Annotated in this window: 19 protein-coding genes; 8 read left to right on the top strand and 11 right to left on the bottom strand. The window is 64.9% G+C overall.

Translation table 11 applies throughout. The features are described 5' to 3' along the window. Positions 1–55 precede the first annotated feature (55 nt). The 3 genes from PF66_RS03245 to PF66_RS03255 are packed head-to-tail and all read right to left on the bottom strand — an operon-like array spanning position 56 to position 1,444. The gene (locus PF66_RS03245) at positions 56–271 is read right to left on the bottom strand and encodes a DUF1289 domain-containing protein (RefSeq protein ID WP_054059203.1); all 216 of its coding nucleotides are present in this window, start codon (positions 269–271) and stop codon (positions 56–58) included. Beyond that, positions 268–792: a gamma carbonic anhydrase family protein gene (locus PF66_RS03250; protein WP_054059204.1), complete on the bottom strand. Its 525-nt coding sequence runs from the start codon at positions 790–792 to the stop codon at positions 268–270. The genes PF66_RS03245 and PF66_RS03250 overlap by 4 nt, the downstream gene beginning before the upstream one ends. A 52-nt stretch (positions 793–844) precedes the next feature. Further along, positions 845–1,444, bottom strand: a complete 600-nt coding sequence (locus PF66_RS03255; protein ID WP_054059205.1) for a CoA pyrophosphatase — start codon at positions 1,442–1,444, stop codon at positions 845–847. A 141-nt stretch (positions 1,445–1,585) separates the two neighbouring features. On the opposite strand from PF66_RS03255, the gene PF66_RS03260 reads away from it, so the two are divergent. The 7 genes from PF66_RS03260 to nagE all read left to right on the top strand — a co-directional run bounded on the left by PF66_RS03260 (position 1,586) and on the right by nagE (position 10,014). Continuing rightward, entirely contained in the window at positions 1,586–2,143 is a 558-nt protein-coding gene (locus PF66_RS03260; protein WP_054059206.1) for an NUDIX hydrolase, read from the top strand. Positions 2,144–2,177: 34 nt separating this feature from the next. Further along, on the top strand, positions 2,178–2,681 hold the full coding sequence (locus PF66_RS03265; protein ID WP_054061877.1) for a L,D-transpeptidase family protein: 504 nt from the start codon (positions 2,178–2,180) through the stop codon (positions 2,679–2,681). Between the two features lie 176 nt (positions 2,682–2,857). Then, positions 2,858–3,589: a GntR family transcriptional regulator gene (locus PF66_RS03270; protein WP_054059208.1), complete on the top strand. Its 732-nt coding sequence runs from the start codon at positions 2,858–2,860 to the stop codon at positions 3,587–3,589. A 19-nt stretch (positions 3,590–3,608) separates the two neighbouring features. Then, positions 3,609–4,715, top strand: coding sequence for an N-acetylglucosamine-6-phosphate deacetylase (gene nagA / locus PF66_RS03275; RefSeq protein ID WP_054061878.1), 1,107 nt, complete (start codon positions 3,609–3,611; stop codon positions 4,713–4,715). Next, on the top strand, positions 4,696–5,718 hold the full coding sequence (locus tag PF66_RS03280; protein WP_152972957.1) for an SIS domain-containing protein: 1,023 nt from the start codon (positions 4,696–4,698) through the stop codon (positions 5,716–5,718). Before nagA ends, PF66_RS03280 begins: the two co-directional genes overlap by 20 nt. Positions 5,719–5,731: 13 nt before the next feature. Then, complete coding sequence (gene ptsP, locus PF66_RS03285) at positions 5,732–8,251, top strand: phosphoenolpyruvate--protein phosphotransferase (protein ID WP_054061880.1); 2,520 nt, start codon at positions 5,732–5,734, stop codon at positions 8,249–8,251. Between the two features lie 20 nt (positions 8,252–8,271). Next, complete coding sequence (gene nagE / locus PF66_RS03290) at positions 8,272–10,014, top strand: N-acetylglucosamine-specific PTS transporter subunit IIBC (RefSeq protein WP_054061881.1); 1,743 nt, start codon at positions 8,272–8,274, stop codon at positions 10,012–10,014. Here nagE and PF66_RS03295 read toward each other — a convergent pair. Both PF66_RS03295 and purL read right to left on the bottom strand, forming a co-directional pair. Further along, positions 9,953–10,264 (bottom strand): YqfO family protein, encoded by a 312-nt coding sequence (locus PF66_RS03295; RefSeq protein ID WP_054061882.1) that lies wholly within the window; start codon positions 10,262–10,264, stop codon positions 9,953–9,955. The genes nagE and PF66_RS03295 overlap by 62 nt on opposite strands. Before the next feature lie 7 nt (positions 10,265–10,271). Next, on the bottom strand, positions 10,272–14,168 hold the full coding sequence (gene purL / locus PF66_RS03300; RefSeq protein WP_054059213.1) for a phosphoribosylformylglycinamidine synthase: 3,897 nt from the start codon (positions 14,166–14,168) through the stop codon (positions 10,272–10,274). A 286-nt stretch (positions 14,169–14,454) separates the two neighbouring features. On the opposite strand from purL, the gene mltF reads away from it, so the two are divergent. Continuing rightward, entirely contained in the window at positions 14,455–15,915 is a 1,461-nt protein-coding gene (gene mltF, locus PF66_RS03305; RefSeq protein ID WP_054061883.1) for a membrane-bound lytic murein transglycosylase MltF, read from the top strand. 1 nt (position 15,916) lies between these two features. Here mltF and pdxJ read toward each other — a convergent pair whose 3' ends face one another. From pdxJ to lepB, 6 genes are all read right to left on the bottom strand, one after another. Next, positions 15,917–16,663, bottom strand: coding sequence for a pyridoxine 5'-phosphate synthase (pdxJ, locus tag PF66_RS03310; protein WP_054059215.1), 747 nt, complete (start codon positions 16,661–16,663; stop codon positions 15,917–15,919). Positions 16,664–16,766: 103 nt separating this feature from the next. Next, positions 16,767–17,456, bottom strand: coding sequence for a DNA repair protein RecO (gene recO / locus PF66_RS03315; protein WP_054059216.1), 690 nt, complete (start codon positions 17,454–17,456; stop codon positions 16,767–16,769). 116 nt (positions 17,457–17,572) lie between these two features. Further along, positions 17,573–18,475, bottom strand: coding sequence for a GTPase Era (era, locus tag PF66_RS03320; protein WP_017904943.1), 903 nt, complete (start codon positions 18,473–18,475; stop codon positions 17,573–17,575). Continuing rightward, on the bottom strand, positions 18,468–19,157 hold the full coding sequence (gene rnc, locus PF66_RS03325; protein WP_054059217.1) for a ribonuclease III: 690 nt from the start codon (positions 19,155–19,157) through the stop codon (positions 18,468–18,470). The genes era and rnc overlap by 8 nt, the downstream gene beginning before the upstream one ends. Next, complete coding sequence (locus tag PF66_RS03330) at positions 19,154–19,531, bottom strand: DUF4845 domain-containing protein (RefSeq protein WP_054061884.1); 378 nt, start codon at positions 19,529–19,531, stop codon at positions 19,154–19,156. Before PF66_RS03330 ends, rnc begins: the two co-directional genes overlap by 4 nt. A 66-nt stretch (positions 19,532–19,597) precedes the next feature. Next, entirely contained in the window at positions 19,598–20,452 is an 855-nt protein-coding gene (gene lepB, locus PF66_RS03335) for a signal peptidase I (RefSeq protein WP_054059219.1), read from the bottom strand. Positions 20,453–20,457 lie beyond the last annotated feature (5 nt).

Below are 20,457 nucleotides of genomic sequence, written 5' to 3' on the forward strand. Positions count from 1 at the left end.
ATTTGGCGTTTGGCGCAAATCCTGTAGGAGCAGGGCTTGCCCGCGAATACGCCCGTCAGGACACCGCTGGACTGGCTAACGTCCACAGAACGCCGGCCGCCCTGGCCCGCTCATGACAGCGCCCCAGCACCTCGCGTCGCTCGGCGTTGTCCATCCGCCCCCAGCGGCTGATTTCCCCTGCCGTGCGCTGGCAGCCGGTACAGATGTCCTGCTCGTCCAGCGCGCAGATGCTCACGCAGGGCGAGGCCACCGGGCGTTCGGTCGTGCTCATGCCTGGTCTTCCTGCAGGTCGCGGGCATACCGTTGCGCGTTATGCACGTAATGGGCCGCGCTGGCTTCGAGCATCTTCTTCTGCTGCTCGGTCAGTTCGCGCACCACCTTGCCCGGCGAGCCCATGACCAGCGAGCCATCGGGGATTTCCTTGTTCTCGCCGATCAGCGCATTGGCGCCGATGATGCAGTGCCTGCCGATCTTCGCGCCGTTGAGAATCACCGCGTTGATGCCGATCAGGCTGTAGTCGCCGACAGTGCAGCCATGCAGCATGGCGTTATGGCCGATGGTCACGCCGGTCCCGATGGTCAGCGGATAGCCCATGTCGGTGTGCATCACCGTGCCATCCTGCACGTTACTGTTGGGGCCGATCAGGATCAGTTCGTTGTCGCCGCGCAATACGGCGTTGAACCAGACGCTGGCGCCCTCTTGCAGCTTGACCTTGCCCACCAGCACGGCATTGGGAGCCACCCAGCTCTGCGGATGGGCTTCGACGCGAAAGTCGCCCAGACGGTATTTCATGCGGTAATCCTCACGGCTCGGGGTACGGCGCCATACTGACGATGGCTTGGATTCAGAGATTGATGAAGCGCTGCGGTGGCTGGTACAGGTCGATCCGGGTGTCATACAGCAGGTTGACCAGCTCGACGATCATGATCGCCGTCAGCCCCCAGATCTTGTACTCGCCATATCGGTAGCTCGGCACGTAGCAGCTGCGGCCCTGGTAGTCGATGCGGTGGGTGTGCTCGCGCGGGTCCTCGCGAAAGAACGCCAAGGGCACATTGAACACTGCGGCGATCTCGGCATCGTTGGCCCGGTACTCGACGAAGTCCGGCACCAGGCCGACATACGGCGTGACCTTGAGACCGTACAGCGAGACCAGCGGGCTCAACGGCCCGACAATCTCCACCAGGCCCGGCGCCAGGCCGATCTCCTCCTCGGCCTCGCGCAGGGCGGTGAACACCAGGTCCGGGTCTTCCGGATCGCGCCGACCGCCGGGAAATGCCACCTCGCCGCCATGGGTCGAAAGGCCGCTGGCACGCAGGGTCAATACCAGTTCCGGCTCTTCGCTGCGCGTGATCGGCACCAATACCGCCGCCTCCGGAAAACGTCGGTCCGTTTCCAGGGGCCGGGGGGTATGCTCTCTTACACGTCGAAGTAGCTCATCCTGCATAGCTGATCTCGATGTCTGACTTACCCTGCATCATGCACCAAACCGTCAGACCGCCCAACCCCTCAACTGTTTCGTGAATGCACAACTTGCCGACAGGCAGCGGCACACGCAAAAATAGACGGATCCTCCAGAGAATAGCCCATGAAGTTCTGCAGCCAGTGCGGCAAACCGGTCAGTCAACGTATCCCCGAAGGCGACACGCGCCTGCGCTTTGTCTGCGACCACTGCCAGACCATTCATTACCAGAATCCCAATATCGTCGCCGGCTGCCTGCCGGTCTGGGGCAGCCAGGTGCTGCTGTGCCGACGCGCCATCGAGCCACGGCTGGGCTACTGGACCCTGCCGGCGGGTTTCATGGAGAACGGCGAGACCGTGGAGCAGGCCGCACGCCGGGAAACGCTCGAGGAAGCCTGCGCCCGGGTGAACGACCTGAGGATCTACACCCTGATCGACGTGCCGCACATCAACCAGGTGCATGTGTTCTATCGCGCCGAACTGGCCGACCTGGACTTCGCCGCCGGCCCCGAGAGCCTGGAAGTGCGCCTGTTCGAAGAGCACGAGATCCCCTGGTCAGAGCTGGCTTTCAGGACGGTCGGGCGTACCTTAGAATGCTTCTTCGCCGACCGCCCTACCCAGGAATTCCCGGTACGCAGCGAAGCTGTGCCGCCCATGATGCCGAAGGCGGCCGACCCACAATAAGCCGCTCTGCCACCTTTCCAGGGATATCGTTTCAATGCGTTGGTTGTTAGCCGTCTTCTGCCTGTCGTTCGCCACGCTGTCCCAGGCCTCCGCCGCCGACCCGCTGCAGGGCCGGACCATCGAAAAAGTCCTGGTTCTCAAGTCCGCCCACCAGTTGCAGTTGATCAACGACGGCAAGCCGCTGAAGACCTACCGGATCTCCCTGGGCCGCAACCCCAAGGGCCCCAAGCTGATCGAGGGCGACCGCCGCACGCCGGAAGGGTTCTACTGGATCGACTGGCGCAAGACCAGCGAGAAGTTCAACCTGTCGATGCACATCTCCTACCCGAACATCAGCGACGCCGCCCGCGCCCGCCGCGAGGGCGTCAACCCCGGCAGCATGATCATGATCCACGGCACACCGGACTCCGAGGACTACCCGGAGCAATGGCTGCATACCCTGGACTGGACCGACGGCTGCATCGGCATGCGCAACGTCGACATGCGCGAGGTGTGGAACCTGGTCAAGGACGGCACCCTGGTGGAAATCCGCCCCTGAGCCTGCGTGCAACCACCCTGATACCACTCAATCGCGAAAAGCCCGGCATGCCACCCATGCCGGGCTTTTTATTACGTTCGGGAAAGACCACTGGCATTGACATGGTATTCAAGTGGTATTACTTTCAATACCACTACCGAGCACAAGAACGCCAATAACCGCATCGGAAAACCTGCATGGACAAGATCCTCGCCCTGCGACCTGACGAGTCCCAACCGACACCGCTGTACCTGCAACTGGCACGCAACCTCGAGGCCGCCATTCATGCCGGCCAATGGAAAGCCGAACAGGCGCTGCCCTCGGAACGCAACCTGAGCGAGTTGCTGGGCATTTCCCGGGTAACCTCGCGCAAGGCCCTGGAGGTCCTTCTCGAACAAGGCCTGATCCGTCGCAACCAGGGCTCCGGCACCTTCATCACCCCACGGCTGGAACAGCCGCTGTCACGCCTTTCCAGCTTCAGCGAAATGCTCCGTTCCAAGGGCTTCGTACCCGGTTCCCAATGGCTGGAACGCCATATCACTCTGCCCAGCCATGAAGAGCTGATCCGCCTGGCCCTCTCGCCCAGTGCCGAGGTTGCGCGCCTCAAGCGCCTGCGCAAGGCCGACGACACGGTGATGGCGATCGAGATGAGCACCCTGCCCGCCACGCTGCTCCCCGAACCGGAGAAGATCGGCGATTCGCTCTACGAATACCTGGACGGTATCGGCCGCCCCGTGGTGCGGGCGCTGCAACATATCCGCGCGATCAATGCCTCGCCGGACTTCGCCGCCCTGGTCGGCATCGAGCCCGGTACCGCGATGCTGCTGATGACCCGCGTCGGCTACCTGGAGGACAACACCCCCATCGAACTGACCGACACCTATTGCCGCAACGACTACTACGACTTCGTCGCCGAGTTGCGACGCTAGCCAGCCCGGGGAAGCCGCCATGTCCGAAGACAACATCCTGACCGCCCAAGGCTGGGTTCGCGGTCGCCTGATCCACCGGCAAGGCCGGGTGCTGCGCATCGAAGGCGAGCCCTGCGAGCCGGCCGACAACGATCTGCCCTACCTGCTGCCGGGCTTCATCGACCTGCATGTCCACGGCGGTGGCGGCAGGGACATCATGCAGGGTGGCGATGCCTTCGAGACCATCGCCCGCACCCACCTGCGCTTCGGCACCACCTCCCTGCTGGCGACCACCATGACCGCGCCATCCGAAGAGATCGGCGCGATCCTCGCCCAACTCGGCCCCTGTTGCGAACAACGCCCGCCAGGCACGGCGCGTATCCTCGGCGTGCACCTCGAAGGCCCGTTCATCAACCCCGGCAAGCTCGGCGCCCAGCCGAATTTCGCCCACACCGCGATCGCCGCCGAAGTCGATGAATACCTGCGCCTCGCGCCGATCCGGGTGATCACCATCGCCCCGGAAATCGCCGGCCACGAACACCTGATCCGCAGCCTCAGCCAACGCGGCATTCGCATGCAGATCGGCCACACCCTGGGCAGCTACGAGGAAGGCGTCGCCGCCCTCGCCGCCGGGGCCAGCAGTTTCACCCACCTGTACAACGCCATGAGCCCGCTGCACCACCGCGAACCGGGCATCGTCGGGGCCGCGCTGGCCCACGCGCGCTACGCCGAGCTGATCCCCGATCTGTTGCACGTGCACCCGGGGGCGATGCGCGTAGCACTGCGCTCGATACCCTGCCTCTACTGCGTGACCGACTCGACCGCCGCCGCCGGCATGCCCGATGGCGAGTACCGGCTCGGCAGCCACACCGTGACCAAGTGCCTGGGCGGCGTGCGGTTGGCCGATGGCACCCTGGCCGGCAGCACCCTGACCATGGACCAGGCCCTGCGCAACCTGGTGAAGATCGGCCTGCCCATCGCCGAAGCCTCGCAACGGCTCTCGCAGTTTCCCGCCGACTATCTCGGCCTCACCGAACGCGGGCGCCTGCAGCCGGGGAGCTGGGCCGACTGCGTGCGCCTGGATCGCTCACTGACACTGACCGCGGTAATGGTCGAAGGAGAAGCCGTTGACTTGCAGAATGCTTGAAGAGGCGCTGTCCTCCCATGAGGCGGTCAGCCGCCAGTTGCAGGGGCTCGATGACCAACTGATCGCCATCGGCGCGCGTCTGCGCGAGCGGCCGCCCCAGGTAGCGATGACCGTCGCCCGCGGCAGCTCCGACCATGCGGCCAGCTACTTCGCCTACCTGACCATGCAACAGACCGGCGTGCCGGTGGCCTCGCTGCCGATGTCGGTGGTCACCCTGCGGCACTCGCCACTGCAGGTCCACGGCCAGGCGGTATTCGCCTTTTCCCAGTCCGGGCAGAGTCCCGACCTGGTCGACAGCCTGCACCTGCTGCGCGACCGCGGGGCCCTGAGCGTGGCCATGGTGAACGTCCCCGACTCACCGTTGCAGGCCGCCTGCGAATACACCCTCCCGTTGCTGGCCGGGCCCGAACAGAGCGTCGCCGCGACCAAGAGTTTCATCGCCACCCTCAGTGCCAGCGCCCGGCTGCTGGGTTACTGGCAATACGACCCGGCATTGCTGGAGGCCGGCCGGGCCCTGCCCGAAGGCCTGCAACAGGCGGCGGCACAGGACTGGAGCCCGGCCCTGGAGGTGTTGCGCGCCAGCGAACGGCTGATGGTGATCGGCCGTGGCGCCGGCTTCGCCATCGCCCAGGAAGCCGCGCTGAAATTCAAGGAAACCTCGGCGATCCAGGCGGAAGCCTTCAGCAGCGCGGAGGTCCGTCACGGCCCGATGGCCCTGATCGATGCCGGTTATCCACTGCTGGTCTTCGCCCCCCGTGGCGCGGAGCAGGCCGGGCTGCTCAAGCTCGCCAGCGACATGCGCCAGCGCGGTGCGCGGGTGCTGCTCGCCGCCCCCACCGACATCGCCGAGCGTGACCTGGACCTGGCCTGCGCGCGCCACCCGGCCCTCGACCCGATCCTGGCGATCCAGAGTTTCTACGTGATGGCCGCGCAACTGGCCGTGGCCCGCGGCATGGACCCCGACCAACCGCGTCACCTGAGCAAAGTCACCCGTACCCACTGACGAGTACCGTGCCATGCATAACAACAATAATGAGCTCACCCTCGGCGCACCGCTGAGCGGTCCCGTAATGCCACTCCCGGCTATCGACGATGCCGTGTTCGCCAGTGGTGCCCTGGGCGAAGGCATCGCCATCGACCCGCTCAACGACAGCCTGCATGCGCCCTGCGCCGGGGTGATCATACACGTCGCACGCACCCGGCACTCCCTGACCCTGCGGGCCGACAACGGCGCCGAGCTGCTGTTGCACCTGGGCCTGGATACCGTCGCCCTGCAGGGCGAAGGCTTTGTCCTGCTGGTCGGTGAAGGGGATCGGGTCGAGGCGGGCCAGGCCCTGCTGCGATTCGACCTGGACCAGGTCGCCCGCCACAGCAGGAGCCTGGTCAGCCCGCTGGTGCTGACCAATGGCGAACGTTACGAGCTGCGAACCCGACCGCTCGACTCGGTCAAGGTCGGCGACCCCGTGTTGCAGGTCGTCCCACGCCAGTCGGCCCAGCCGTCGACGGCCATGGCGGACAACGGCGACGACGAGGTCCGCGGCAGTGTCCGGGTCGCCCACCGTGGCGGTCTGCACGCCCGGCCGGCCGCCCTGCTGCGCCAGACGGCACAGGGCTTCGACTGCAGCGCGCGACTGCATCTGGGCGATCGGTCGGCCTCTCTCGACAGCCTGATCGGCATCATGGGGCTGGGCGTCGAGGAACAGGCCCAGGTGCAAGTCAGTTGCCGGGGCAAGGATCGTGAGGCAGCCATACAGGCCCTGTTGCAGGTGCTGCAAACGCCGTTGGCCGAAGACCACCACCACGCCGTCCCGCCCCAGCCAATCGCCATTCGGCCCGCCGAGGCCGGTGTGCTGCACGGGGTATGCGCCGCGCCAGGATTGGTCAGCGGTCCGTTGGCGCGACTGCAGGCCATCCAGCTGCCACCCGACTGCGGCCCGCATGACGTCGAGGAACAACGGCAGGCCTTGACCGGCGCGCTGGAACAGGTGCGCAGGGAAATCCATACGACCCTGCAGCAAGCCATGGCGCGCGGGGATCATGCCGAACAGGCGATCTTCAATGCCCACCTGGCGCTACTCGAAGACCCGGCCCTGCTCGACATCGCCGCCCAGGCCATTGCCCATGGCCGCGCCGCCAGCCACGCCTGGAGCCAGGCGATCGAGAGCCAGTGCCAGGTCCTGCTGCAACTGGGCAATCCGCTGCTCGCCGAACGCACCAATGACCTGCGCGACCTGCGCCAGCGGGTACTGCGCATCCTGCTCGGCGACACCTGGCACTACGAACTGCCGCCGGGGGCGATCGTCGCCGCCCATGAACTGACACCGTCCGATCTGCTGCTGATCAGCCGGCAGGACGTCGCCGGGCTGTGCATGGCCGAAGGCGGGGCCACCTCCCATGTCGCCATTCTCGCCCGCGCCAAGGGCCTGCCCTGCCTGGTCGCCCTGGGTGCGCCGCTGCTGGAGGTCGCCCCCGGCCAGCAGGTGGTGCTCGATGCCGGTCACGGCCGCCTCGAACTGACGCCCGACCAGGCTCGCCTCGACGGCGTCGCCATGGCCCGCGAGCACCATCAACTGCGCCGTCAGCGCCAGCAGGAACTCAGCCTCTCGCCGGCCCATACGCGCGACGGTCTGTCGATCGAGGTGGCAGCCAATGTCGCCTCGGCAGAGGAAGCCCAGCAGGCCCACCAGAGTGGTGCCGACGGTGTCGGCCTGCTGCGCACCGAGTTCCTCTTCGTCGACCGCCAGACCGCCCCCGACGAACGGGAACAGCTGAATGCCTATCAGGCGGTGGTCGACGCCATGGGCGACAAGCCGGTGATCATCCGTACCATCGATGTCGGTGGCGACAAGCAACTCGACTACCTGCCGCTGCCCGTCGAAGCCAACCCGGTGCTCGGCCTGCGCGGCATCCGTCTGGCCCAGGCCCGGCCGGAACTGCTGGAGCAGCAACTGCGGGCGCTGCTGCAGGTCAGCCCCATGCAACGCTGCCGAATTCTGCTGCCCATGGTCAGCGAGGTCGACGAGCTGTTGCCTATTCGCCGCTGCCTGGAGCGCCTGGCCGACGAGTTGGGCCTCAGCGAGCGCCCGCAACTGGGCGTCATGATCGAAGTACCCTGCGCGGCACTGCTGGCCGGGCAACTGGCCGAGCACGCCGACTTCCTCTCCATCGGCACCAACGACCTGTCGCAATACACCCTGGCCATGGACCGTGATCATGCCGGCCTGGCGGCGCGAGTCGATGCCCTGCACCCGGCGGTGCTGCAACTGATCGCCAGCACCTGCGCCGGGGCCGCACGGCACCAACGCTGGGTGGGCGTCTGCGGCGCCCTTGCCTCGGACCCGCTGGCCACGCCGGTACTGGTTGGCCTGGGCGTCACCGAGCTGTCGGTGAGCCCGCCACAGATCGGCGAAATCAAGGAGCGGGTGCGCAGCCTCGATGCCGCCCAATGCCGCCGTATCAGTCAGTCGCTGCTCCAGCTCGGCAGCGCCGCGAGCGTGCGCGAAGCTTGCCACCAGCAGTGGCCACTGGACCGATAACAACAATAAGGAGAGCCAACATGTACCAGCTGTTTATCGAAGGCCTGCAACGTCTCGGCCGGGCCCTGATGCTGCCCATCGCCATCCTGCCGATCGCCGGCCTGCTGCTGCGCCTGGGTGACGCCGACCTGCTGGACATCGCGATCATCCACGATGCCGGCAACGCCATCTTCACCAACCTGGCCCTGATCTTCGCCATCGGCATCGCCGTCGGCTTCGCCCGTGACAACAACGGCACCGCCGGGCTGGCGGGGGTCATCGGCTACCTGGTGCTGGTGGCCACGCTGAAGGTCATCGACGCCGAGATCAACATGGGCATGCTTGCGGGAATCATCAGCGGCCTGCTCGGCGGGGCGCTGTACAACCGCTTCAAGGACATCAAGCTACCCGAATACCTGGCCTTCTTCGGCGGCCGGCGCTTCGTACCGATCGTCACCGGCTTTTCCGCGGTCGGCCTGGGGCTGGTGTTCGGCCTGATCTGGCCGCCGATCCAGCACGGGATCAACAGCCTGGGACTGATGATGGTCGAAAGCGGCAGCATTGGCGCGTTCATCTTCGGCGTGTTCAACCGCCTGCTGATCGTCACCGGCCTGCACCACATCCTCAACAACATGATGTGGTTCGTCTTCGGCAGCTTCACCGACCCGGACACCGGCCGAGTGGTCACCGGCGACCTGGCACGCTACTTCGCCGGCGACCCCAGGGCCGGGCAATTCATGACCGGCATGTTCCCGGTGATGGTCTTCGGCCTGCCCGCCGCCTGCCTGGCGATGTACCGCAACGCCCTGCCCGAACGGCGCAAGCTGATGGGTGGCATCCTGCTGTCGATGGCGCTGACCTCGTTCCTCACCGGCGTGACCGAACCCATCGAGTTCGCCTTCATGTTCCTCGCGCCGCTGCTCTATGTGGTTCATGCACTGTTGACCGGGCTGTCGATGGCGATCACCAACCTGCTCGACATCCATCTCGGCTTCACCTTTTCCGGTGGTGCCATCGACATGGCCCTGGGCTGGGGCAAGTCCACCAATGGCTGGCTGGTGTTGCCGGTTGGCCTGGCCTACGCGGCGATCTACTACGCGGTGTTCGATTTCTGCATCCGGCGTTTCGACCTCAAGACCCCGGGACGCGAGATTATCGCCAATCCGGCGACCAACCAGACACTGGACGACAGCCAGCGGGCCGCAGCCTACATCCGCGCCCTCGGCGGCGCCGACAACCTGCTGACGGTCGGCGCCTGCACCACCCGCCTGCGCCTGGAACTGCGGGACCGGGACAAGGCCCTGGACAGCGAACTGAAGGAGCTGGGGGCCCTCGCCGTGGTCCGCCCCGGCCAGGGCGGCAGCCTGCAAGTGGTGGTCGGCCCGCTGGCCGACGGCATCGCCGACGAGATCCGCCTGGCACTGCCCAATACCGCCACGCACCTCCCGGCAGCCAGCGCCCCAGTCGCCGCCGAGGTGAACGGCATCAGTCCCGGCCAACTGCAACAGTGGCTGGACGCGCTGGGAGGCAGGGAGAATGTGCTGGCACTGGACTGTGTCGCCCAGACGCGGCTGCGGGTACAACTGGAGGATGTGGACAAGTTGTCCGAAGCCCAACTGAGTGCGCTCGGCTGCAAGGGTATCAGCCCGTTGACAGGCGGTGCCTGGCACCTGCTGATCGGCGTACAGGCCGCGGGAGTTGGCGAGGCCCTGCGGGCAACGCTCAGAAGTCGGCCAGACGCCAGACCTCATACGCCGGCGTTTCGTAGGGATGGCTCTGCTTGAGCGCCAGCACCACCGCCGCAATCAGTGAATCGTCGACGACCAGCTCGACCTTCCACTCGTCCACCTGCTCGACCACACCGGTCTGCCCGAGGAACGGCTGGCTGCCGTCCAGCGGGCGGAACTGGCCCTGGCCCAGCACCTGCCATGCGCAGTGGTCATAGGCGCCGATCCGTCCGCCACCGGCGGCGAATACGGCGCTCTTGACCTGCTCCACATGGCTGGGTGGAACGAAGAAGGCGAGCTTGTACATCGCCGGCTCAGTTCACCCAGACGCGCGCGTTACGGAACATGCGCATCCACGGTGCATCTTCGCTCCAGTCGTCCGAACGCCAGGAGTTCTGCACGGCACGGAACACACGCTCAGGGTGCGGCATCATGATCATGACGCGACCGTCGCGGCTGGTCAGGCCGGTGATCCCGCGCGGCGAGCCGTTCGGGTTGGCCGGATAGGTCTCGGTGACCTTGCCGTGGTTGTCGACATAACGCATGGCCACGCAACCCGACAGATCGGCCTGCAGCAGCGCTTCCTCGCTTTCGAACTCGGCATAACCTTCGCCGTGGGCGATCGCGATCGGCATGCGCGAACCGGCCATGCCTTGCAGGAAGATCGAGTTCGACTCCTGGATCTGCACCATCGCCACCCGCGCCTCGAACTGCTCGGAACGGTTGCGCACGAAGTGCGGCCAGAACTCGCTGCCCGGGATCAGCTCGTGCAGGTTGGACATCATCTGGCAACCGTTGCACACGCCAAGGGCGAAGCTGTCGCTGCGCTCGAAGAAGCCCTGGAAGGCATCGCGGGCACGGCTGTTGAACAGTGCCGACTTGGCCCAGCCTTCGCCGGCGCCCAGCACGTCACCGTAGGAGAAGCCGCCGCAAGCGACCAGGCCCTTGAACGCGTTCAGGTCGACGCGACCGGCGAGGATATCGCTCATGTGCACGTCGATGGCGCTGAAACCGGCACGGTCGAACGCCGCCGCCATCTCCACCTGGCCGTTGACGCCCTGTTCGCGCAGTACCGCCACCTGCGGGCGGATGCCCTTCTTGATGTACGGCGCAGCGACGTCCTGGTTCACGTCGTAGCTGGTCTTGTAGCTCAGGCCCGGGTTGCTCTCGTCGAGCAGGACGTCGAATTCCTGGTCGGCGCAGTTGGCGTTGTCGCGCAGGCGCTGGATGCGGTAGCTGGTTTCCGCCCACTGGCGCTGCAGCAGGCGACGCTCGCCGCTGAACACGGTTTCGCCGTTGAAGCTGATGCTGATCTCGCCGTTGTTCAACGGCTGGCCGATCACCGAGACGCACTCGCCCAGGCCGGCAGCGCTGAACTGAGCCAGCACTTCGGCGGTGGCGTCCTGGCGAACCTGGATCACCGCCCCCAGTTCCTCGTTGAACAGGATGGCCGAGATGTCAGCGGCGGTTTCCGCCACGCCATCGAGGGTCAGGTTCAGGCCACAGTGGCCGGCGAAGGCCATTTCCACAGCGCTGACCAGCAGACCGCCGTCGGAACGGTCGTGGTAGGCCAGCAGGTGACCATCGGCGTTGAGGCCCTGGATCACCGCGAAGAAGGCCTTCAGGTCTTCGGCGTCATCGACGTCCGGCGCCTGCTTGCCGAGCTTGCCGTGCACCTGGGCGAGAATCGAGGCGCCCATGCGGTTCTGGCCACGACCCAGGTCGATCAGGATCAGGTCGGTGGTGCCCTTGTCCATGCGCAGTTCCGGCGTCAGGGTCTTGCGGATGTCGGTCACGGGGGCGAAGCCGGTCACGATCAGCGACAGCGGCGAGGTCACGCTCTTGTCGACGCCGTCGTCCTTCCAGCGGGTGGCCATGGACATGGAGTCCTTGCCCACCGGAATGGTGATGCCCAGCTCAGGGCACAGTTCCATGCCGACCGCCTTCACGGTGTCGTACAGGCGCGCGTCTTCACCCGGATGGCCGGCAGCGGACATCCAGTTGGCCGACAGCTTGATGTCGGAGATCTTGCCGATACGCGAGGCGGCCAGGTTGGTCAGGGTCTCGCCGATCGCCATGCGGCCGGACGCCGGGGCATCCAGCAGGGCCAGCGGAGTGCGCTCGCCCATGGCCATGGCTTCACCGGTGTAGACGTCGAAGCTGGTGGCGGTGACGGCCACGTCGGCTACCGGCACCTGCCAGGGGCCGACCATCTGGTCACGGGCGACCAGGCCGGTGATGGTGCGGTCGCCGATGGTGATAAGGAAGCTCTTGCTGGCCACGGCCGGGTGGTGCAGGACGCGCTCGATGCTGTCGGCGAGCGCCAGGCTGCTCGGATCGAAATCGTCGCCCAGTTCCTCTTCGCGCTTGACCGAACGGTGCATGCGCGGTGGCTTGCCCAACAGCACTTCGAGCGGCATGTCCACCGGGCTGTTGCCGAAGTGGCTGTCGGTGACTGTCAGTTGCGGCTCGGCAGTGGCTTCGCCGACCACCGCGAACGGGCAACGCTCACGCTCGCAGATCGCCTTGAAACGCTCGAAGTCGGCCGCGTCGACCGCCAGTACGTAGCGCTCTTGGGACTCGTTGCTCCAGATTTCGTGCGGGGCCATGCCCGGCTCGTCGTTGGGCACGTTGCGCAGTTCGAAACGGCCACCGCGGTCGCCGTCGTTGACCAGTTCCGGGAAGGCGTTGGACAGACCGCCCGCACCCACGTCGTGGATGAAGCGGATCGGGTTGTGGTCGCCCAACTGCCAGCAGCGGTCGATCACTTCCTGGCAACGACGCTCCATTTCCGGGTTTTCGCGCTGCACCGAGGCGAAGTCCAGGTCAGCCGAGCTGGTACCGGTGGCCATCGACGAGGCCGCACCGCCGCCCAGGCCGATCAGCATCGCCGGGCCGCCGAGCACGATCAGCTTGGCGCCGACGCTGATTTCACCCTTCTGCACGTGTTCGGCACGGATGTTGCCCATGCCGCCGGCGAGCATGATCGGCTTGTGGTAGCCGCGCACTTCTTCGCCGTGGGGGGTGTTGATGGACTGCTCGAAGGTACGGAAGTAGCCGGTCAGGGCCGGACGGCCGAACTCGTTGTTGAAAGCGGCGCCGCCCAGCGGGCCTTCGATCATGATGTCGAGGGCGTTGACGATACGCTCGGGCTTGCCGTACGGCACTTCCCAAGGCTGTTCGAAGCCGGGGATCTGCAGGTTGGAGACGGTGAAACCGGTGAGGCCGGCCTTCGGCTTGGCACCGCGACCGGTGGCACCTTCGTCACGGATCTCGCCACCGGAACCGGTGGAGGCGCCAGGGAACGGCGCGATGGCAGTCGGGTGGTTGTGGGTCTCGACCTTCATCAGGATGTGCACCGGCTCCTGCACCGCGCCGTACTGGCGGGTTTCGGGGTCCGGGAAGAAACGGCCGGCGACGTTGCCGACGATCACCGAGGCGTTGTCCTTGTAGGCCGACAGGACACCTTCGCTGTGCATCTGGTAGGTGTTCTTGATCATGCCGAACAGGCTTTTTTCCTGGCTCTCGCCGTCGATATCCCAACTGGCGTTGAAGATCTTGTGACGGCAGTGCTCGGAGTTGGCCTGGGCGAACATCATCAGTTCGATGTCATGCGGGTTGCGCGCAAGGCCGGTGAAGGCGTTCATCAGGTAGTCGATTTCGTCTTCGGCCAGGGCCAGGCCCAGCTCGACGTTGGCCTTCTCCAGCGCGGCGCGGCCGCCACCGAGGATATCGACCGCGGTCAGCGGCTTCGGCTCGGCATGGCTGAACAGGCCGGCGGCCTGCTCCAGGCTGCCCAGGACGATCTGGGTCATGCGGTCATGCAGGCTGGCGGCGATCAGCTCGGCCTCGGCCTCGCTGAACTGGCCGGCCACGTAGAAGGCGATACCGCGCTCCAGACGCTGGATTTTCCCCAGGCCACAGTTGCGGGCGATGTCGCTGGCCTTGCTCGACCAGGGCGAAATGGTGCCGAAACGCGGCAGCACCAGGAACAGACGACCGCTTGGCTCCTGAACCGGCACGCTCGGGCCGTATTTCAGAAGACGGGCCAGCACTTGCTGTTCGTCGCCGGTCAGGTCGCCGGTCACTTCGGCGAAGTGGGCGAACTCGGCATACAGGCCACTGACAGCCGGAACTTTCTGGCTCAGTTGCTCGAGAAGTTTGCCGTGGCGAAAGGCGGAAAGGGCAGGAGCACCGCGCAGGATCAACATCTTCGGGACAGCCTCGGGAAGGGGGTGTGCTTTGAGGCCGTGCATTCTAGCCTAAACCGCCCGCGACGGCACCCGAAACGGCATCCTCGCGCAGGCCGGATGTCGATTCACGCCCCGCTGCTTATTATTAAAAGGCATCAAAGGCATTCAAGACGGTTATTTTTGCTCTGTCGCGCCATCGCGAGGCCCCATTCCAGAGGCCTGCAGCCCTGCCCGGGATTCGCTAGCAGACCGGCACCCATCTGTCGAGATATGGCGGCCGAGGTCCTTTGCGTATACTGCGCACATGTTTTCCCAAACTGCTTTCCGCCAGCGCTGTGCCAAGTGGCTCATCGCAACCGGACTCTTCCTGATGCTCGGCGCCTGTGTTGAGAAACCCAGCACGCTCGAGCGCGTAAAGGAGGATGGCGTACTGCGCGTGATCACCCGCAACAGTCCGGCCACCTATTTCCAGGATCGCAACGGCGAAACCGGCTTCGAGTACGAGCTGGTCAAACGCTTTGCCGATGACCTGGGGGTCAAGCTCGAGATCGAAACGGCCGACAACCTCGACGATCTGTTCGGCCAACTGGGCAAACCCAACGGCCCGGTCCTGGCGGCCGCCGGCCTGGTGGGCAGCGACGAGCGCCAGCAGCAGGCGCGCTTTTCCCATCCTTACCTGGAAGTCACCCCGCAGATCATCTACCGCAATGGCCAGCCACGCCCCACCACGCCTGCGGACCTGGCCGGCAAACGCATCACGGTTCTGAAGGGCAGCACCCACGCCGAACAGCTGGCCGAACTGAAAAAGCAGAATCCCGCAATAGAATACGAAGAATCCGACGCGGTCGAAGTCGTCGACCTGCTGCGTATGGTCGACGAGGGGCAGATCGACCTGACCCTGGTGGATTCCAACGAAGTGGCGATGAACCAGGTCTACTTCCCCAACGTCAGGGTCGCCTTCGACCTCGGCGATGCCCGCAACCAGCGCTGGGCCGTGGCTCCCGGCGACGACAACAGCCTGCTCAACGAGGTCAACGCCTACCTCGACAAGGTGCAGAAGAACGGCACCCTGCAACGCCTGAAGGACCGCTACTACGGGCACGTCGATGTCCTCGGCTATGTCGGCGCCTACACCTTCGCCCAGCACCTGCAGCAGCGCCTGCCCAAGTACGAGAAGCACTTCCAGGCCGCGGCCAAGGAAGAAAAGATCGACTGGCGCCTGCTGGCGGCCATCGGCTACCAGGAATCGCTGTGGCAGCCGGACGTCACCTCCAAGACCGGCGTGCGCGGCCTGATGATGCTGACCCAGAGCACTGCCCAGGCCATGGGCGTGTCCAACCGCCTGGATGCCAGGCAGAGCATCATCGGCGGCGCCAAGTACCTGGCCTACATGAAGGACCAGCTCGACGAGAAGATCGAGGAGCCGGATCGCACCTGGTTCGCCCTAGCGGCCTACAACGTCGGCAGCGGTCACCTCGACGACGCGCGCAAGCTCGCCGAAAACGAGGGGCTGAACCCGAACAAGTGGCTGGATGTGAAAAAGATGCTGCCACGCCTGTCGCAGAAGCAGTGGTATCGCAAGACCCGCTACGGCTATGCCCGGGGCGGCGAGCCGGTGCATTTCGTCGCCAACATCCGCCGCTACTACGACATCCTGACCTGGGTGACCCAGCCGCAGCTCGAGGGCAGCCAGGTCGCCGAAGGTGCGCTGCACATACCGGGCGTGGACAAGACCAAGCCGACCGAGCAGCCGTCGCAGCTCTGAGTCAGGCCTTGGCCGCAGCCGCCAGGATCAGCGCCTTCATTTCCGCCACGGCCCCCTTGAAGCCGACGAACAGCGCATGAGCCACCAGCGCATGGCCGATGTTCAGCTCGTTGATCCCCGCAATCGCCGCCACCGCCTCGACGTTGTGGTAGTGCAGGCCATGCCCGGCATTGACGATCAGCCCCTGGCCCACGCCAAACGCCACGCCATCGGCGATACGCTTCAGTTCCTCGGCCACCTCGGCCGGGGTTTCGGCATCGGCATAACGCCCGGTGTGCAGTTCAATCGCCGGAGCGCCAACCTGTTTGGCTGCCGCGATCTGCCGCTCGTCGGCATCGATGAACAGCGACACCTCGCTGCCAATCCGGCTCAGGCGCTCGACCGCCGCCCGAATCCGCTCGATCTGGCCGGCCACGTCCAGGCCGCCTTCGGTGGTCAGTTCCTGGCGGGTTTCCGGCACCAGGCAGATGTGGGCCGGACGGATGCGCTCGGCGAACGCCATCATTTCCTCGGTCACACCCATCTCGAAGTTCATGCGGGTTTGCAGCACATCCTTGAGCAGCAACACGTCGCGCTCCTGGATATGCCGGCGGTCTTCGCGCAGGTGCACGGTGATGCCATCGGCTCCGGCTTCCTCGGCGTCCAGCGCGGCCTTGACCGGATCAGGGTAGCGGGTGCCCCGGGCCTGACGCAGGGTGGCAACGTGGTCGATATTCACGCCGAGAAGGATGCGGGTGCTGGTGCTCACGGAAAGGCTCCTGAAGAGTGGAAGATTCGCCCCACAGCATACACGGGACGCAGGCCCGCACGTTCAGTTCCATCGATCAAATTCACGCAGCCGCCCTGCCCGCTCAGGGTTTGCGGAATAACTCGCGACTGACCAGCGGCTTGCCACCCAGATGCACGGCGAGCGCCTGGCGCATCAGCCGCTTGGCCGCAGAAAGAGCGCCGACCGCGCTCCAGTCGGCCTCGGCCATCGCCAGCAGCTCACTGCCCTGGAACAGCCCGGGCTGCAACAGGTAGACCCGTTCCAGGCCGGCGTCGACCTGTAGCCGATACATGCCGTCCGCTGCCAGTGGCTCGCCATGGAGGTCCACGTTCAGGGCAAAGCCATAACCGAGATCGTCCAGCAGCCGCCATTCGAATGAACGCAGCAGCGGCTCCAGCGGACGGCCTTCGGCCAGGGCCAGCAGGGTCAGGGCGTAATGCTCGAACAGTGCCGGGTGCGGATCCTCGGCAGGCAGCAGACGGATCAGCAACTCGTTGAGGTAGAGACCGCTGAACAGCGCGTCGCCGCTCAGCCACACGGCAACCCCGGCGCTCTCCATGCGGCCGACATTCTTCAGTTCGCTACGCCCCCGGAACTCGACCTCCAGCGGCACGAACGGCCGCGCCAGGGTCCCGGCCTTGCCCCGCGCATTGCGCAGCACCGCGCGCAGCCGGCCCTGGGGCGTGATGAAATCCACCAGGGCGCTGTTTTCGCGGTAGGCGCGGGAGTGCAGGACATAGGCCGGTTGGCCGGGTGGAGGATTGGCGGACATGAAGCCTCGCGGGGGAGCTTTTACTTGTGGGAGAGGCTAATCGAGATCAGTTGCCCGCGAGACAGGTCGGCGGGACCTGAAAGCTTCGCGGGCAAGCCCTGCTCCTACAGGAAGAGTTAGAGGTCGCCGTAACCCAGCGAACGCAGGGCGCGCTCGTCATCGGACCAGCCGCCCTTCACCTTGACCCACAGGTTGAGCATGACCTTCGAATCGAACAGCAGCTCCATGTCCTTGCGTGCTTCGCTGCCGATGCGCTTGATCCGCTCACCCTTGTCACCAATGATGATCTTCTTCTGACCATCGCGTTCGACGAGGATCAGCGCATGGATGTGCAAGGTGGCGCCCTGCTGCTTGAACTCCTCGATCTCGACGGTGATCTGGTAGGGCAGTTCCGCCCCCAGCTGACGCATGATCTTCTCGCGCACCAGTTCGGCGGCGAGGAAACGGCTGCTGCGGTCAGTGATCTGGTCTTCCGGGAAGAAGTGCTCGTTCTCCGGCAGATGCTGGGCGATCAGGCCTTCCAGGGTATCGAGATTGTGCCCCTGCTGCGCGGAGATCGGCACGATCTGCGCCTTCGGCAACTGCTCCTGCAACCAGCTCAGGTGCGGCATCAGCTCGGCCTTGTCCTCGATCCGGTCGGTCTTGTTCAGGGCAACGATCACCGGGCCCTCGACGTACTGGATACGCTCCAGGACCAGTTGGTCCTCATCGGTCCAGCGGGTACGATCGACGACGAAGATCACCACGTCGACGTCTTTCAAGGCCGCCGAGGCGGTCTTGTTCATGTAGCGATTGAGCGCCTTCTCGTTGCTCTTGTGCATGCCCGGGGTGTCGACGTAGATCGCCTGGATCTCGCCTTCGGTTTTGATCCCGAGCATGTTGTGGCGGGTGGTCTGCGGTTTGCGCGAGGTGATCGCCAGCTTCTGTCCGAGAATGTGGTTCAGCAGCGTGGACTTGCCCACGTTCGGCCGGCCAACGATGGCGACATAGCCGCAGCGTGTTGCAGTTGAATCAGTCATTGCCATTCTCCACGCCCAGGGCGATCAGTGCTGAAGCGGCCGCCACCTGTTCGGCAATACGACGGCTGACGCCCTGCCCACGGCTCTTCTCGTTCAAAAGGGTGACTTCGCACTCGACGAAGAAGGTCCGGCAATGCGGCTCACCCTGGATATCCACCACTTCGTAACGCGGCAGCTCGCAGGCCCGCGATTGCAGGAACTCCTGCAGGCGGGTCTTGGGGTCCTTGTTGGTATCGACCAGCGTCAGGCTGTCGAACTCCGAGGCCAACCAGGCCAGCACGCGCTCACGGGCCACTTCGATGCCGGCATCCAGGTAGATCGCACCGATCAATGCTTCCAGGGCGTCTGCCAGGATCGACTCGCGGCGGAAACCGCCGCTCTTGAGCTCGCCGGAACCCAGGCGCAGGTAGTCGCCCAGTTCGAAACCACGGGCCAGTACGGCCAGTGTTTCACCTTTTACCAGGCGTGCGCGCAAACGCGACAACTGGCCTTCGCGGGCCTGGGGAAAACGCTCGAACAGCGCCTCGCCAGCCACGAAGTTGAGTATCGCATCGCCCAGGAACTCCAGGCGCTCGTTGTTGCGCCCGGCAAAGCTGCGGTGTGTCAGGGCCAGGAGCATCAGCTCCTGGTCCTTGAAGGTATGGCCGAGCTTGCGCTCGAGACGGCTCAGGGACAGGCTCACGGTTTACCCACGCTGAATTCGTGGTCGAATTTCACCACCAGATCGATATTCTGGATCAGCGCGACGCGCTGCTCGTATTTCAGATGGGCAAGAAATCGGCTGCCCTCCACCGTTACGTTTAACGCCTTGTTCAAATCCACATCCTGAATACTGTTGACCTGCATGCCACGGGCAACATGGGTGTAAAAGTCGTTGACGGTGGTCACGTCCGCCGCCTTGTCGGTTTCCACCGACATGATGATTTTCTTCATCGACAGATAGTCGAGGTAAAACGGAACCACCTTGAATGCCGTGCTGCTGACGAAGGCCACCAGCGCGAGGGCCAGCAACCAGCCCACAAACGACAGGCCCTTCTGGGGAGCGGCGGACCGCATAGTCACTCTCATCGTCTTCAAGTACCTGAAAAGCATTCGGCGCTGTATTCAACAGCGCCGTTTGGGCTACTTGATCAAGCCGACCCGCGAAAAGGTCGGCATGCGGCTGAACTTGGGATCAGGCCAGCTCATCCAGACCGCGAAGGCCTTGCCGACGATATTCTCGTCGGGAACCATGCCCAGCAGTTCCTTGGGAATGTTGGGGTCATCCCAGTAGCGGCTGTCGTTGGAGTTGTCGCGGTTGTCGCCCATCATGAAGTAATGGCCGGCCGGTACCTTCCACTCGTGATCCGGCGGCGCGCGATAACGGCCCATTTCCTTGCGGATCAGGTGCTCGACGGCGCCCAGCTTCTCTTTATAGAGTTCGGCACTGCCCAGCATGCCCGGCTCGTTGCCCACCAGTTGCTCGGCCACCGACTCACCGTTGACGAACAGCCTCTTGTCGCTGGTGTAGCGCACCGTGTCACCCGGCAGCCCGACTACACGCTTGATGTAGTTGACGTTCGGATCGCTCGGATAGCGGAACACCATGACATCCCCGCGCTGCGGATCACCGACCGGGATCACCTTCTTGTCGATCACCGGCAGGCGAATCCCGTAGGAGAACTTGTTCACCAGGATGAAATCACCCACGTCCAGGGTCGGTTTCATCGAGCCGGATGGAATCTGGAACGGCTCGACCAGAAACGAGCGCAGCACCAGCACGATGAACAGCACCGGGAAGAAGGACTTGCCGTACTCGACCAGCAAGGGCTCCTTGTTCAGCTTCTCGACCACGGCCACGTCAGGCTGCGCGACACTGCCCTGGTAGCTGGCGATCGCCGCCCGCCGCCGTGGAGCCAGAAAGACCAGATCGAGCAACGCCAACAGACCGCAGACAGCGACGGCAATGACCAGCAACAGCGGGAAATTTAGTGACATAGGAC

Origin of the sequence: Pseudomonas asplenii (assembly GCF_001293465.1) — a bacterium.
Lineage (GTDB): Bacteria > Pseudomonadota > Gammaproteobacteria > Pseudomonadales > Pseudomonadaceae > Aquipseudomonas > Aquipseudomonas fuscovaginae_B.